Raw genomic sequence first — 13,899 nt, forward strand, 5'->3', positions numbered from 1 at the left:
TTCGCTAATTAGCCATTTCTTCTGCCATCTTTTTGGCTAATTCGTTCAGGGCTAAAACATCATTTTCATCTGGCCGTCCTTTTACCATGACCATGTCACTGATCACATCAACCTTTGCTTCTTCAATAAAAGCATTGAAATTCTTTTCCGCGCCGCCACTCCAGCTGAAGTCGGTAAAAAATCCCACCTTATGATTATCCACTTTTATTTCTGTTAATTTATACAAAAGATTTGCCATTTTAGGGAAAATTTTGCCATAGTAAGCTGGTGCTCCCATTAGCAAGCCCTTATATTTCCAGATATCTGAAACAATAAACGAAATATCGGTTTTTGATACATCATACAATACAACTTCTTTAACGCCGTTATCCTTTAAGGCAATGGCCAGAGTTTCCGCTGATTTCTGAGTACATCCGTACATTGAACCGTAGGCTATGACGACTCCCGGAACCGTTTCTTTTCTACTCATTTTAACGTATCGATCAAGGATGTGCCCGGGATTTGAACGCCAAACCAACCCGTGCGATGGACATATTGTGCCAATCTCTATTCCACAAAGCTTGTCTAACGCTTTCATTGCCTGTCCGGCCACTTTCCCGACGATCGTTGCATAATAACGTCTGATTGGGTCTTCAAAAGAGGCCAGATCATTTTCATCATCGAAGATACTGCCAACGGGCGCCTTATAACTCCCAAAAATATCCATTGAGAACAGAATTTTATCGGTTGTATCATAGGTTACCATGGACTCTGGCCAATGAACCATCGGTGTCATGAAAAACTGAAGGGTATGTTTTCCCAGACTAAGGGTATCCCCTTCCCCAACTTCGAGAACATTTCCTTCAATGTTATAAAAATTTTTCAGCATGGGAAATGTTTTTTTATTCCCGACGATAATCATATCCGGATATACGGATAATAATTCTTCAATTCCGCTGGAATGATCGGGTTCCATATGATTCATCACCAGATAATCAACCTTTTTATCCCCAATGATCGATTTGATTTTCTCTATATATTCATCCTGTTTAATTGATTTAACGGTATCAATAATAGCCACTTTTTCATCATTGATTAAGTATGCATTATAGGAAATGCCTTCCTGATCTATGGGCCATAACCCTTCAAACAATGTGGTTTGATAATCATTGACCCCAACCCAGAAAACATCATCTTTAATTTTTACTGCATTCATTTCATCACCACTTTCAATAGTTTTGTTACAGTTAAATATAACCTTTTTCATGAAATTTTTCAAGAGTAAAAAATAAGATAATCAAGAATCACTATTATTATGATGATATGCAAACGTAAAAAAGAGGTACCGAGGTACCTCTTTTTTAGAAAATTAAGAAAGGAAATTAAAACGTTTTCACACCATGGGCTCATTATAACCGATTACATTTAAAAAATCCAGTACTTTTTTCAAATCTTAGACAATAAAAAATAACGGACATTTTCGCAGAATTTTACCCTGTAATTTGGTAACCCTTCCTAAAAGCCTGTGCTATAATAATTTTGATACCTATCTTGTACCGAAGGGAGCTGGTTGAATGATTGAAAAAGATGATGTTACGACAACGGAGAATTTAGATGCAAGCTCAACTTGGAGTGAAAAAGAAATCAAGGCCGAATTACGCCGCATGTTTTTAGGCGGCGATGACTGGACCAAAGAGGCCTGTATGGGTTATTTTCTTAAGGCCTGCCAAATGACAAACCTTGATAAAGAGACAATTCAAAACCTAGCACTAAACCTTTATGGGCTTTTTGACGAGTTTTCCATTAATGACGCTAAAAATTTATACTACAATGAATGTCATGCTATTTTATCCGGCCGCAAAAACAACGGCTAAGCATCACATTTAAAAATGGCTGTCTCATTGCGAGGCAGCCATTTTTTATTTGCAAATCGTCCTGGGGACAATGGTAAATCGTTGTCGGCTGCATGATCGGACAGGCTCTGGCCTGTTCGCCATGATGCCGACAACTGATGTTACGATTGTCCCCAGGACTTACTTTTTTTATTTTTAAACACTAACGCAGTACCGACAATTGTTACATCGTGTTGTGTGCATCAAGGCGAACAGTCCTTAGACTGTACGAATTGAAGCATACAACTGATTAACATTTGTCGGTACGGGAGGCTTGTTTTTAAGGGTGGCCCACATGGACCATATTGGGGTAAATCTGTTGCAAAAAGCTGTCCGGATAGACCGAATCCAAAATTTCCTGAACCGTTCCGGTTGCCGGGATATTATTAATTCTTTCGTTCCAGCGGTTGACTGCCAAGGCTGATACACTCATGTTTAGCACCATAAAAACAACCAGCACCCAGGTCAGCGGAACTCCGACTTTTTTAGGGATTTTTTCAATCAGTTTTGATATAAATGGGTAGATTTCCTGTACCCAAAGAAGCCCTAAAAAGCCCCAGTAAAATGAATATTGCAAACTGGTTCGCCCGGCCAGATTAAATGGCGACTCATGATATTGCCAGGAAATCGTTCCGGTTGTAAACTGCTGAACATAACTGCTGATGAACTCAAAACCGCCGCCCAGGATCATACTCAGAATAAAAATAATATACCATCGCTTCTTTTCCAGAGGATGGAGCACCAGCGTCAACGCCACCGCACCAAATCCATAAACCGGATTAAAAGGCCCATAAATGACTCCTTGCCGACTTTGAATGTAACCATGGGTAACTAAACAAAATAAACTTTCAACCACCACCCCTAAAACGCAACCGATCATAAAAACCCAAAACAATTTGTAGAAATCAATGCCTGCAGCAAATGATTTTCCGTTTTTTTTCGCCATCTTTTCTCCTCTTAAATGAAAACACTGTCTATACCGGATGCCAACGATTGATCCTCTCCTGTTTTAATCCTGTTTCCCTTACATCCCTGAGTATGCTGTATAGATATCAAACACCGGCAGCATGATGGCCGCCAGAATAAAGAGCACGGCTCCGCCTAAAATCAGTAGAATCAAAGGTTCTACAGCGGTACTTATGAATTTTATGCTGTTTTTTACCTCATCATCATAAATCAAGGCAATTTTTCCTAAAACTTCAGGCAACGATCCAGAGGTCTCGCCAATGCTGACCAACTGGGAATAAAAAATTGGGAATACCAGGCTTTCTTCCATGGCCTGGGTCAAGCTTGAACCGCTTGAAACTTTTTTCACAAGCTTTCTTACCTCTCTTTTGATAAATTGATTTTCTGTAATCCCATCCAGACGATCCAGCACTGATAAAAGATCCATCCCACTTTTTAGAAGCAGGGCCATGGTTTTTGATAGAATCACCAAACAGCACTTTTTATTTAAACCACCTATCCCCGGCAGTTTAATCTTTAGAAAATCTTTAAATAAAGCAACCCTGGGGATCTCCAATACAAACCTAAGAAGCAAAAGAAAAGCGACCATTAACAACAGCATCATCGGCCAATCGGCAATAAGTGTTTGGCTCATTCCCAAAAGAATCCGGGTTGGCTCCGGAAGCGGAGCATCCATGGCCTTAAACATTCCCACAAAGGTTGGTAAAACGTTAGTAAGCAGAAAAACAACCACTAATACTGACACCAATACCAGAATGATTGGATAGAAAAAAACCTGCTGCATCTGACGATGATTTTTCTCCTGATTTTCATAATGATCGGCCATTTCCATGAGAATTTCACACAGATTCCCGCTTCTTTCACCGGCTTCCACCATAAAAAGAAATAGGGTTGGAAATGATTTTGGATAAGCAGCCATGGCCTGGGAAAGACCTTCTCCAGCGCGAATCCCCTGACACACCGCTGATAGATCCCGAGCAAATCCGGTGTCCCGAGTTTGATCCTTGAGCAACTCCAAACACCGGGCAATCGGGACCCCGGCACTGAGAATAATATGAAATTTTCTACAGAATCGGCTAAATTCTTTTGTTTTCACATGTCCCAGACGAAAATTCAGGTTTTTGTTCAAAAACAGCTTCACCCTATTTTCTTCTGTGATTTCCAAAACCACCAGGTTACGATTGTGCAAAACTACCGCCGCCTCTTGCTGTGTTGAGGCCTGAAGAACACCATTGGTGTTTTCTCCTTTGGCATTCTTGGCCTTATATGCAAATGTCTTAATCATCAGGACCTCTACTGATGCCATTCATTTTCAAATACCAAAATTTCGAAACCCTCCGCCAGAGAAGTTTTTCCTTCCAGAATAATCTGTTTAAGGGATTCCTCAATGGGAATAAGACCTTCTACTAAAGCAATTTTTCGAATGGCATCATAATTCATTCCCTGACCAATGGCTTCCCGGATGCCTCTTGTCATCTTTAACACTTCCTGAACGGCCATACGCCCCTGATATCCAGTGCCACTGCAAAATGAACACCCGACCGGATAATAAAGCATCAGGTTTTCATCCAAAACGCCCAGAATGTTTTTTTCTTCCATGGTGGCTAACCCTTCCTTTCGACAGTTTGGGCAAAGCTTTTTAATCAATTTTTGTGAAATCACCCCTCTAATGGCCGAGGACAATAGATATAAAGGAACCTTCATGTCCATGAGTCGGGTAATGGTGGAGATGGCATTATTCGTATGAATGGTTGATAAAACCAGGTGCCCGGTAATGGCCGCACGTACAGCAATCCCTGCGGTTTCTTCATCACGGATTTCTCCGACCATAATAACATTGGGGTCCTGTCGTAAAATAGAACGCAATCCCAGGGCAAAGGTGAGCCCTGTTTTTTCATTCACCTGAACCTGATTAATCCCCCCCAATTGAAATTCCACGGGGTCTTCAATCGTAACAATATTTTGTGTTTCAGAATTAATGGTATTAAGCAGGCTATAGAGGGTGGTAGTTTTTCCACTTCCGGTAGGTCCTGAACCCAGAATCATCCCATGAGGGGACGCCATGATTTCATTTATTAAAGACTTTTGCTCTTTTGAAAACCCCAAATCTTCAATCCGCATCAGAAACTTTTGTTGATCCAGCAATCTGAGCACCATTTTTTCGCCGTGAATAGTTGGCAAAATAGATAGTCGGACATCAATCTGGCGCCCTTCAAAATGAGTTGTAAAGGCACCATCCTGGGGCACTCGGTGTTCGGCAATATCGCACTCTGCCAAAATTTTAAGCCGGGTGATCAGACCGTGAAAAGTGTCTTCGTCAAGATGCATCATGGGGTGCAACACCCCATCAATCCGCAATCGAATTTGAATTCTTTCGGAATACGCCTCAATATGGATATCACTGGCACCCCTGGAAACGCCCTCATCTATAATTTTGTTCACCAAGGTTACAATTAAAGGTTCTTCACTAAAACCATGGTCTTTTGCAATCCTGTAAACCTCTTGTTTATCGGCAATTTGATTCTCAGTGTAATATTTATGGATAAGCTTCTGGATGCACTGCTTTTCCGCCACCAGTATTTTGAATCGCTTTTTTACCAGTTGCTGCAAACTCCGAATGGCTTCTTCATCGGTTGGATCCGCCATGAGCAGAACCAAAATTCCGTTATCCGATTCATTTAATGGAAAAATTATTAGCTCCTGAGCCTGTTTCCGGGTAAATAACGAAAGTAATTTTGGATCCATCCGATCTCTGCTGGGATCATAGACTTCAAATCCCCATTCATTATGGAAAACCAATAGCAGTTTTTCAGGGGTGATTACCTGATCCTTCAATAATAGATCCAGCACAGAAACCCCTGTTTTTTCGGCTTTTGGGATTCTGCTGCTGATATGCTGATGGGTGATTTCCTGATTTTTTAAAAGCATTTCCAAAACAGATTTATTTTCTTTCATCACGTCTCCATACGCCTCCACTAAGTAAAGCTAATTGAAGTATAACTGATTTAATAAGAAATTTCTATAAAAAAATGCCTTACTTGTATTGATTTTTCAAGTGATCATGAAATTTTTGATGACGAAAACGTAAAGGTGGCCTAAAATCGCCACCTCTATACTTAGTTATTTATTTTTCTTTAAAAGCCCCATCAATAGACCCAGGAGCTGGAGCGCCTTTTTCGACTATCTTAATCTCAATACCTTGTTGAACAATAAACTCATTACTCCGGCTTTTCAATTTCTGAAAAAACCGTCGATATAATTTCGTCCAGCAAATCTTGTGGTATACGTTCGACATAGTTGTAGGATCGTGCTTCTAAATCAATCGATTTAATATGTTCACACAGTACAAAACCTGTTGTCTTTGTTCGATTATCAAGCAGGATGTGCAACGGAAATGAACGGTTGGCATTAGTAATCGGACAAACGATAGTCATATTCACTTTTTCATTAAAAAAATCATTACTGATAACCACTGCTGGACGAAAGCCAGCCTGTTCATGGACACTCTGCAGATTAAAGTTCAATTTGATGCTGTCGCCTTGCTTTACCATATTTCTTTGCCCTCGGGTTTTCCCCAATCTATTTCAGTCGGTTCATATTCGTCTTTAAACCCAGCGAAGCGTTCTTCGATGGTCTTATGTTTTCCGTCTTTGCAGCATTTTTTTATAATAATATTATCTCCATCGACATATACTTCGACTTCATCCCGATCTGACAAATTTACACGATTCAAGATATGTTTCGGCAGCCGAATACCTTGTGAATTGCCCCATTTTACAATTGTTGTTTGCATTTTTATCACTCCTTAGCTTTGTATATCCATAGTACATCCCATTCGTAGAAATAAATCAATACCCTTATTATATCGAATGGGTCAGTTCAACCGCAACAGTGGGTTGAACATGAGGACAAAAATTGTAGAATATGAAGCAGATCCCGATCCCGAAAAAATCGATACCCTGCACAGTGAATTATTATGCAATGCATGAAAAATCTATACAGGGTAAAAAAGGGGGCAAAACAAGAAATCCAGAATAAAAAAGCCCCCGAGACCGTTGGTGTTAAACGGTCTCAGGGGCTGTGATTAATTACATATCAAATTTTTTGTGAATATGGACCATGGCTTCTTTGCCACGTTCTTTATCAATCAGACAGGAAATCTTAATTTCCGAGGTACTGATGGTCTGGATGTTGATGCCCAATTCAAATAGGGCTTCAAAGAATTTAGAGGCAATCTCGGCATTGGCAACAATCCCGGTGCCGATAACTGAAAGCTTTGCCACTCCCTGGTCATATTCAACCTTTTGGGCATTCACCTCAAAGGCAAATTTTTGAGCAACGGTTACGGCTTCCTGAAGCTCTTCCACATCAACGGTAAATGAAATATCATTGACCGCGGTGCGGTTCACATTTTGCACAATCATATCCACATGGATATTGGCCTTGGCCAGGGCGCTGAATAAACGAAACGCAATCCCCGGTTGATCCGGCACTTCAAAAATCGAAATTTTAGCAATATTTTCATCCAGGGATACCCCTCGAACTAATACTTTTTCCATAATAACATCCTCCTTAATAATGGTTCCTTCGTTATGATTATAGCTTGATCGCACCACTAAAGGCACTTTGAATTTTTCCGCCATTTCAACCGACCGGGGGTGTAAAACCTTAGCTCCGGTACTGGCCATTTCCAAAATCTCTTCATAGGAGATTTCGTCAATCTTTGAGGCATTTGTGACAATCCGGGGGTCAGCGGTGTATACACCATCCACATCCGTGTAGATTTCGCAAAGCTCGGCTTCTAAAGCAACTGCCAAAGCCACGGCTGAGGTGTCGGAGCCCCCTCGCCCCAGGGTGGTAATATCATTATTTTCATTGATACCCTGAAAACCCGCAACAATGATAATTCTTCCTGCCGCCAGTTCCTTTTCCATGCGATTGGTATCAATATCATTAATCCGGGCCCGTTTATGGACATTAGAGGTGTTGATCCCGCATTGTGCTCCAGTGAGACTCACCACGTCGTGTCCCATCGACTGAATGGCCATGGCCAGCAACGATATCGATATCTGTTCTCCAGTAGCAAGGAGCATATCCATTTCCCGGTGGGGAGGGTGTTCATTAATCCGTTTGGCTAGACTGACTAAGTCGTCAGTGGTATCGCCCATGGCGGAAACCACCACCACTACTTTTTTTCCTTTTTCCTTTGTCTCAATAATCCGGCCGGCTACCCGCCTTATTCTTTCTACATCGGCGACACTGCTGCCGCCATATTTCTGTACAATTAGATCTTGCATATACCCTCGTCACTCTTTCCTATTCGTAGATACGGGCATAAAAAATTTCCGGGACACTTTCCCTGAGTTTTTCTGCCATTTCGTTAAAATCACTGGCTGCAATGGGGCTGGTGACTACATAAACACTATTGCCGTTAACAATCACGGTTTTTCGTGATGCCACGGTTTCCACAGCGGTTAGCACCTGATCCAGATTTTCCTCAGCGTCAATATTAGCCCGGAGATAATATTTCCCCTTGAAAAGACCTGTTCCCATCTTATTAAGATTTCGGTTCAGCCGAAGCGGTCTGGGCAGGTTCTCTTCCCCAACAATATTGAGAATATAAAGCGCATCCCCGACCACAGCATTGGCAGTGGCATCTTTTCCAGCGCCCTTACCGTAAAATTGAAGTTCCCCAATAATATCCCCGGTAATAGAAATAATATTAAATTCACTGTTGACATTGCTCATCATTGACACTTCTTTAAACAATACCGGTTCCACGGTAGTATAAACATCACATTTGCCATCAAGAATGGAGTGGCCCAGATATTTAACCACATAACCCAGACTGCTGGTCATTTCGATGTCAACTGCACGGATATCGGTGATGCCCCGTTTATAGACATCTTCATCACGGATGATGCCTTCATAAGCCATGGATGACAAAATCGACAGCTTCCGGGAAACATCATAGCCTTCAACATCTGCGGTGGGATCGGCTTCTGCAAAACCGATGGATTGAGCCAGTGCCAGTGTTTCTGCGAAACCGGCGCCTTCTTCAGTCATTTTTGACAGGATGAAGTTAGTGGTCCCGTTTAGAATCCCCTTAATCTCAGTGACGCGATTAATTTTCATTTCTTCTTTTAGGCTGCCAATGATGGGAATCCCACCACCAACGGATGCCTCGTAGCGAAGAACCACCCCGTTTTCCTCGGCCAAAGTCAGCAGCTCAGCAAAATATTCGGAAATAACTGCCTTGTTGGCAGTGACCACATGCTTTCCAGCCTTGAGGCAAGCCTTAATCATTTCGTATTCAAAGTCCATGCCGCCCATCAGGGCAATGACCAGACCGATACTGTCATCTTCCAATATTTCTTTGGGATCTGTGACAACGACTCCTACCGAATCGCCGAGATCCTTGGTAATATCACGTTCCAAAACCTTAGTGATCACCGGTGATGATTTCCGGGATTCCAGGTCAGTAAAATTACTGCCAAATTTTCCCTTATTGAGATTTATGAGTTCATAAACCCCGGAACCAATGGTTCCGAAGCCTAAAAGTGCTATATTCACTAAAAAGTCACCTCGCATATGTATTTATTTTAAAAACACTTGTGTTTTCCTGGAAAACATTTTATCATAGACTTATGGGATATTCAATACCCAGTTTGGAAGAAATTTTCCAACACCAACCAAATTTGGAGGAAATCATGAAAAAAGGCTACAACAGCACACGATCCAAAGACATCACTGTTACTGCATCCCAGGGAATCCTACGAGGATTAGCTCCTGACGGCGGACTTTTCGTCCCTAATTTTATTCACAACATCCAACTGGATCAAACCAAACTCAGCAAAAAAAACTACGGCGAATTGGCCCAGGTGATCTTCACTGCTTTCCTGGATGATTTCAGCGAAAAGCAAATCGCCGATGCCATTCAAAATGCCTACTATTCGGGGAAATTTGAAGAAAAGGAACCCGTTAACCTAAAAAAAGTCGAGGATCGCTATTTTCTCGAGCTTTTCCACGGTCCTACCTGTGCTTTCAAGGATATGGCTTTGACCATTTTACCATATTTTATGGTGGAGTCCATCAAAAATGTCAACAGCCACAACAAAATTCTCATTCTCACCGCCACTTCCGGAGATACCGGGAAAGCGGCGCTGGAGGGCTTTGCCAATGTTGATGATATCAGTATCATCGTCTTTTATCCCAAGGATGGGGTCAGCACCATCCAGGAGAAACAGATGCTCACCCAGATCGGTGACAATACCTGTGTGGTTGGGATTTCGGGAAATTTCGACGATACCCAAAACGGGGTCAAGGAAATCCTCAACGATGTGGAATTAGGCCAGAAATTAGCCAAATCCAACGTGCTTTTTTCATCTGCTAATTCCATTAATATCGGCCGCTTGCTGCCCCAGGTGGTTTATTATTTTTACAGTTATTACGAGCTCTTAAACCGCGGCGAAATTGTCGATGGCGAAGAAATTAATTTTGTGGTACCCACCGGGAATTTCGGAAATATCCTGGCCGGTTATTATGCCAAACAACTGGGCCTTCCCATTCACAAGCTCATTTGTGCATCCAATGCCAACAAGGTTCTGACCGACTTTTTTGAAACCGGCACCTATGACCGCAACCGGGAATTTTATAAAACCTCGTCACCCTCCATGGATATCTTAATTTCCAGTAATCTGGAACGCCTGTTGTACGATCTTTCCAATGAAGATTCCGAAGCCGTCAGCAGTTTAATGAAACAGCTTAATACCCAGGGCAGCTACCAGGCTTCCAAGACACTGATGGAAAAAACCCAGCTCTTTTATGCCGGTGCTGCAGATGAGCTTGAAACCGCCGAGTCCATAAAAGATATTTTTGAGAAAACCCATTATCTGATGGATCCCCACACCGGTGTTGCCAATAAGGTCTATAACGATTACCTAAAGGAAACCGGCGATATCACTAAAACCGTCATCGTTTCCACCGCCAGTCCCTATAAATTCGGGCGTGCGGTTTACGAAAGCATTTTCGGAGCTTCAGACCTGGATGATTACTCCCTATTAGACTGTCTGGCTCAGAAAACAAATACCCAGATTCCCGCCCCTCTGAGAGATTTGGATAAAAAGGAAAATCGGCACAGTGTCCAATGCCATAAAACCGATATGTCCAAGGCGGTTGTCGATTTTCTGAAAGATCAGGAGAAAAACCATGCTTAGGGTTCAAGTCCCCGGTACCAGCGCCAATATCGGCCCGGGTTTTGATGCCTTTGGTCTGGCCCTGAACATCTACAACACCTTCAGCTTTGAGGAAAAATCTGATGGCAAGCTCACCATCCGCGGCGTTGAGCATAAATACCAAAGCGAAACCAACCTGGTTTACCGTTCCATGCAAATGGTTTTTAAGGCCATCCATTATCATCCCAAAGGCCTGTATATCCACAGTGCGGTGAATATCCCCATTAGTCGGGGCCTGGGCAGCTCGGCGACCTGTATCGTTGGAGGTCTGGTGGGCGCCAACGCCCTGTCCGGGTACCAACTGACCACCGAAGCGCTTTTTGATATGGCTGTGATCATGGAAGGCCATCCGGACAATGTCGCTCCGGCCCTTTTTGGTGGGCTGGTGGTGTCCATGAAGGATCATGACAAGAATATTTACATCAAAAACCCAGTTCACCCCTGTTATGAATTTTACGCGCTGGTACCGGATTTCAACCTGTCCACTGCGGATGCCCGGCAGGTCCTGCCCAAGAAAGTCAGTTTCAGCGATGCCGTCCATAACCTGCCCCGGGCAACCATGACCTATTTGGCCCTGACCAATGGCTCTGAAGAGGTTTTAAAGGCTTCAATGCGGGACCGTCTGCATCAGCCCTATCGAAAAAAACTCATTGCCCATTACGACAGCATCACCCGCAAAGCTAGGGATCTGGGGTGCCTCAATACCTGTATCAGCGGTGCCGGCCCCACTATTCTGGCCATCAATTCGGTTAACAATCCCGAATTCAAACATGAAATGGCCCACTACCTAACACAAAAAATGCCGGGATGGCAGCTATTAACATTGACCCCCGATAATAAGGGCGTCCAAATTTTGGGAGGTTAGTTTATTGATTAAGGATTATCTGATTGTAAACAAAAAAATTTTACCGGACTATTACACCAAGGTGGTGGAAGCCCGGACCCTGATGGAATCTTCCCAATGCAAATCCGTCAGTGATGCCGTCAAAAAAGTCGGCATCAGTCGAAGCACCTACTACAAATATAAGGATTATATTTTCACCCCCTCGGAAAATTACGGGCGCAAATTCACGCTTTCCTTTAAGCTCGACGACCGCCAGGGAATCCTGTCAAAGATTCTGAATATTTTCAGAGAACACCAGACCTCGATTATCACCATCCACCAGGACATTCCCATTAACCATGCCGCCATTGTCATTGTGACCCTGGACAGCAAAGATCTTCTGATCAGCATTGATGAACTCATTGCCATGCTCGATAATCTCGAAGGGGTTCACAGCGTCCACCTCATTGCCATGGAATAAAAAAAGGGCCTCCGCCCTGTCAAAAGCTACCGTACCGACCAATTGTTAATCTCCAATCAAAAGTAAGTCCTGGGGACAATCGTAACATCAGTTGTCGGCATCATGGCGAACAGGCTAGCCTGTCCGATCATGCCGCCGACAACGATTTACCATTGTCCCCGGGACGTTTTTATCGACAAAGTAATTTAATAAAGAACAACTGTATTTGATAATTTATTTTCTCCCTGATACCAGCTAAATGAACCCAGCTCGTCGCCAATCAAACCGGCGGCGGTTTCAAGGGTTTCGGGATCAGCAAGCTTGAAATGGTAATATTTCTCTTGGTTATTAATAGCCGTTCTAAGGTCTGCAGTCAGCCGGTCCCGGTCGGCTCGGGTATTGAGGTCAAATATCTTATTCTCTTTCACAAAATAGTTGGCCTTGGTGGCGGTGAATGCCGGATACTGAACAATGGACTCATCGATGGTATGGGTCTTTAATAAATCCTCGGTTGTCACACAAAAGAAATCATAGGTAATATTTTTTTCAGGTTCTGAACTGCTTTCGTTATCAAGTTCACCCCAGGTGGTGTCTAAATAATAGTATTCCCCATCAATCCGCACGATGTTCCATGCATGAGCTTCCTGTCCTGCCACCACACCGGTGACATAGGAAGCATCCATCCCCATCCGCTTTAAGAGATACTGGGTCGACTTGGCATACCCTGCGCATACTGACTCGTTTTTTCCAAAAACGCTGTATATATTCTGGTCATCCAGGGGATCTGATGCATACCGGGTATTTTTAATGACATATTCATAAACATATTTAACCTTTTGATATTCATCCATACCAGGGGTAAGATTCATTGTAAAATTTTCATATTCAGCATCAATTTCTGCCTGTCTCTGTTTTTTTTCTGCTTCATCATAGGGATATTTCACTCTCACTTCATTAACGCTGTTTGTTTTCTCACTGCCAAAGTAGGAAAAATCCCCTACCCAAAAATATTCAGGATGATCATTTTGAACCGCAATGAGAACATGGTCCATTTCTTCCTGGGAAATATCAGCAACATCAGCCTTGGTTTTAAAATTATCGAGCATCTCACTGACCTGATCATAAGCCTTTTTTTCATTGTCATTTAAGGCGAAGTAATAGTCGAAGTTTCCCATGCTGCTTTCCGGCGGGACCTCTTGTTGGTCTGACTCTTTGGGCGCCATGTGAAAATCTATTTTGTTTAAGCCATTGTAATATTCAATAACCGTAACACTGCCGATCACAAGCAAACCAAAAACAAGGACAAAGCCGATGATTGCCAAAATGATATTGATTGCTTTTTTATCGCCACGCATGCTAAAACCTCACCCCCTTTATTTTTGTGGATTGTCTATCTTTTAAAAGATTACCATCATTGCTTCCTTAATGCAAGAAAACAATGGCAGAAGCCTTTTGAAACCTAATTTAGTGGACAAAGCCTATCTTAATAAATTATACTAAAGAAAATCAAGCTGAAATTACAAAGCTACCCTTGTTCGATTTTTT

General features: G+C 42.5%; 13 protein-coding genes. 4 read left to right on the plus strand and 9 right to left on the minus strand.

All coding sequences use genetic code 11. From position 1 onward, the window contains the following. Nucleotides 1-4 precede the first annotated feature (4 nt). Nucleotides 5-1,195 carry an FprA family A-type flavoprotein gene (locus AKG39_RS02475; RefSeq protein WP_050738937.1) on the minus strand — a complete coding sequence of 397 codons (1,191 nt, stop codon included), beginning with the start codon at nt 1,193-1,195 and terminating at the stop codon, nt 5-7. Nucleotides 1,196-1,553: 358 nt separating this feature from the next. On the opposite strand from AKG39_RS02475, the gene AKG39_RS02480 reads away from it, so the two are divergent. Further along, on the plus strand, nt 1,554-1,853 hold the full coding sequence (locus AKG39_RS02480; RefSeq protein ID WP_050738778.1) for a hypothetical protein: 300 nt from the start codon (nt 1,554-1,556) through the stop codon (nt 1,851-1,853). Between the two features lie 298 nt (nt 1,854-2,151). Here the strand turns inward: AKG39_RS02480 and AKG39_RS02485 are convergent, their stop codons facing one another. The 7 genes from AKG39_RS02485 to AKG39_RS02515 form a co-directional block, all read right to left on the minus strand. Continuing rightward, nucleotides 2,152-2,817, minus strand: a complete 666-nt coding sequence (locus tag AKG39_RS02485; RefSeq protein ID WP_050738779.1) for a putative ABC transporter permease — start codon at nt 2,815-2,817, stop codon at nt 2,152-2,154. Between the two features lie 78 nt (nt 2,818-2,895). Continuing rightward, the gene (locus AKG39_RS02490) at nt 2,896-4,143 is read right to left on the minus strand and encodes a type II secretion system F family protein (RefSeq protein ID WP_083439382.1); all 1,248 of its coding nucleotides are present in this window, start codon (nt 4,141-4,143) and stop codon (nt 2,896-2,898) included. Next, entirely contained in the window at nt 4,131-5,792 is a 1,662-nt protein-coding gene (locus AKG39_RS02495) for a GspE/PulE family protein (RefSeq protein WP_050738781.1), read from the minus strand. Before AKG39_RS02495 ends, AKG39_RS02490 begins: the two co-directional genes overlap by 13 nt. Nucleotides 5,793-6,055: 263 nt before the next feature. Further along, complete coding sequence (locus AKG39_RS02500) at nt 6,056-6,388, minus strand: type II toxin-antitoxin system PemK/MazF family toxin (protein WP_050738782.1); 333 nt, start codon at nt 6,386-6,388, stop codon at nt 6,056-6,058. After that, nucleotides 6,382-6,630: an AbrB/MazE/SpoVT family DNA-binding domain-containing protein gene (locus AKG39_RS02505; RefSeq protein WP_201780237.1), complete on the minus strand. Its 249-nt coding sequence runs from the start codon at nt 6,628-6,630 to the stop codon at nt 6,382-6,384. Before AKG39_RS02505 ends, AKG39_RS02500 begins: the two co-directional genes overlap by 7 nt. A gap of 295 nt (nt 6,631-6,925) precedes the next feature. Then, on the minus strand, nt 6,926-8,134 hold the full coding sequence (locus AKG39_RS02510; protein ID WP_050738783.1) for an aspartate kinase: 1,209 nt from the start codon (nt 8,132-8,134) through the stop codon (nt 6,926-6,928). 19 nt (nt 8,135-8,153) lie between these two features. Further along, complete coding sequence (locus tag AKG39_RS02515; RefSeq protein ID WP_050738784.1) at nt 8,154-9,410, minus strand: homoserine dehydrogenase; 1,257 nt, start codon at nt 9,408-9,410, stop codon at nt 8,154-8,156. Between the two features lie 137 nt (nt 9,411-9,547). Between AKG39_RS02515 and thrC the strand changes: the two genes are divergently transcribed. Genes thrC through AKG39_RS02530 form a run of 3 tightly spaced genes read left to right on the plus strand, consistent with a single transcriptional unit; the run spans nt 9,548 to nt 12,375 of the window. Continuing rightward, entirely contained in the window at nt 9,548-11,053 is a 1,506-nt protein-coding gene (gene thrC, locus AKG39_RS02520; RefSeq protein WP_083439383.1) for a threonine synthase, read from the plus strand. Further along, entirely contained in the window at nt 11,046-11,936 is an 891-nt protein-coding gene (gene thrB, locus AKG39_RS02525; RefSeq protein WP_050738785.1) for a homoserine kinase, read from the plus strand. Before thrC ends, thrB begins: the two co-directional genes overlap by 8 nt. A 4-nt stretch (nt 11,937-11,940) precedes the next feature. Further along, nucleotides 11,941-12,375: an ACT domain-containing protein gene (locus tag AKG39_RS02530; protein WP_050738786.1), complete on the plus strand. Its 435-nt coding sequence runs from the start codon at nt 11,941-11,943 to the stop codon at nt 12,373-12,375. A 185-nt stretch (nt 12,376-12,560) separates the two neighbouring features. On the opposite strand, the gene AKG39_RS02535 is transcribed toward AKG39_RS02530, so the two are convergent. Beyond that, nucleotides 12,561-13,709 carry a transglutaminase domain-containing protein gene (locus tag AKG39_RS02535; RefSeq protein WP_050738787.1) on the minus strand — a complete coding sequence of 383 codons (1,149 nt, stop codon included), beginning with the start codon at nt 13,707-13,709 and terminating at the stop codon, nt 12,561-12,563. Nucleotides 13,710-13,899: the final 190 nt, after the last annotated feature.

It is taken from the genome of Acetobacterium bakii, from assembly GCF_001263355.1.
Lineage (GTDB): Bacteria > Bacillota > Clostridia > Eubacteriales > Eubacteriaceae > Acetobacterium > Acetobacterium bakii.

What these genes read in the sequence shown, in the direction of transcription:
- AKG39_RS02475 (WP_050738937.1), bottom strand. Translation starts at nt 1,195, where the DNA reads ATGAATGCAGTAAAAATTAAAGATGATGTTTTCTGGGTTGGGGTCAAT.
- AKG39_RS02480 (WP_050738778.1), top strand. Translation starts at nt 1,554, where the DNA reads ATGATTGAAAAAGATGATGTTACGACAACGGAGAATTTAGATGCAAGC.
- AKG39_RS02485 (WP_050738779.1), bottom strand. Translation starts at nt 2,817, where the DNA reads ATGGCGAAAAAAAACGGAAAATCATTTGCTGCAGGCATTGATTTCTAC.
- AKG39_RS02490 (WP_083439382.1), bottom strand. Translation starts at nt 4,143, where the DNA reads ATGGCATCAGTAGAGGTCCTGATGATTAAGACATTTGCATATAAGGCC.
- AKG39_RS02495 (WP_050738781.1), bottom strand. Translation starts at nt 5,792, where the DNA reads ATGAAAGAAAATAAATCTGTTTTGGAAATGCTTTTAAAAAATCAGGAA.
- AKG39_RS02500 (WP_050738782.1), bottom strand. Translation starts at nt 6,388, where the DNA reads ATGGTAAAGCAAGGCGACAGCATCAAATTGAACTTTAATCTGCAGAGT.
- AKG39_RS02505 (WP_201780237.1), bottom strand. Translation starts at nt 6,630, where the DNA reads ATGCAAACAACAATTGTAAAATGGGGCAATTCACAAGGTATTCGGCTG.
- AKG39_RS02510 (WP_050738783.1), bottom strand. Translation starts at nt 8,134, where the DNA reads ATGCAAGATCTAATTGTACAGAAATATGGCGGCAGCAGTGTCGCCGAT.
- thrC (WP_083439383.1), top strand. Translation starts at nt 9,548, where the DNA reads ATGAAAAAAGGCTACAACAGCACACGATCCAAAGACATCACTGTTACT.
- thrB (WP_050738785.1), top strand. Translation starts at nt 11,046, where the DNA reads ATGCTTAGGGTTCAAGTCCCCGGTACCAGCGCCAATATCGGCCCGGGT.
- AKG39_RS02535 (WP_050738787.1), bottom strand. Translation starts at nt 13,709, where the DNA reads ATGCGTGGCGATAAAAAAGCAATCAATATCATTTTGGCAATCATCGGC.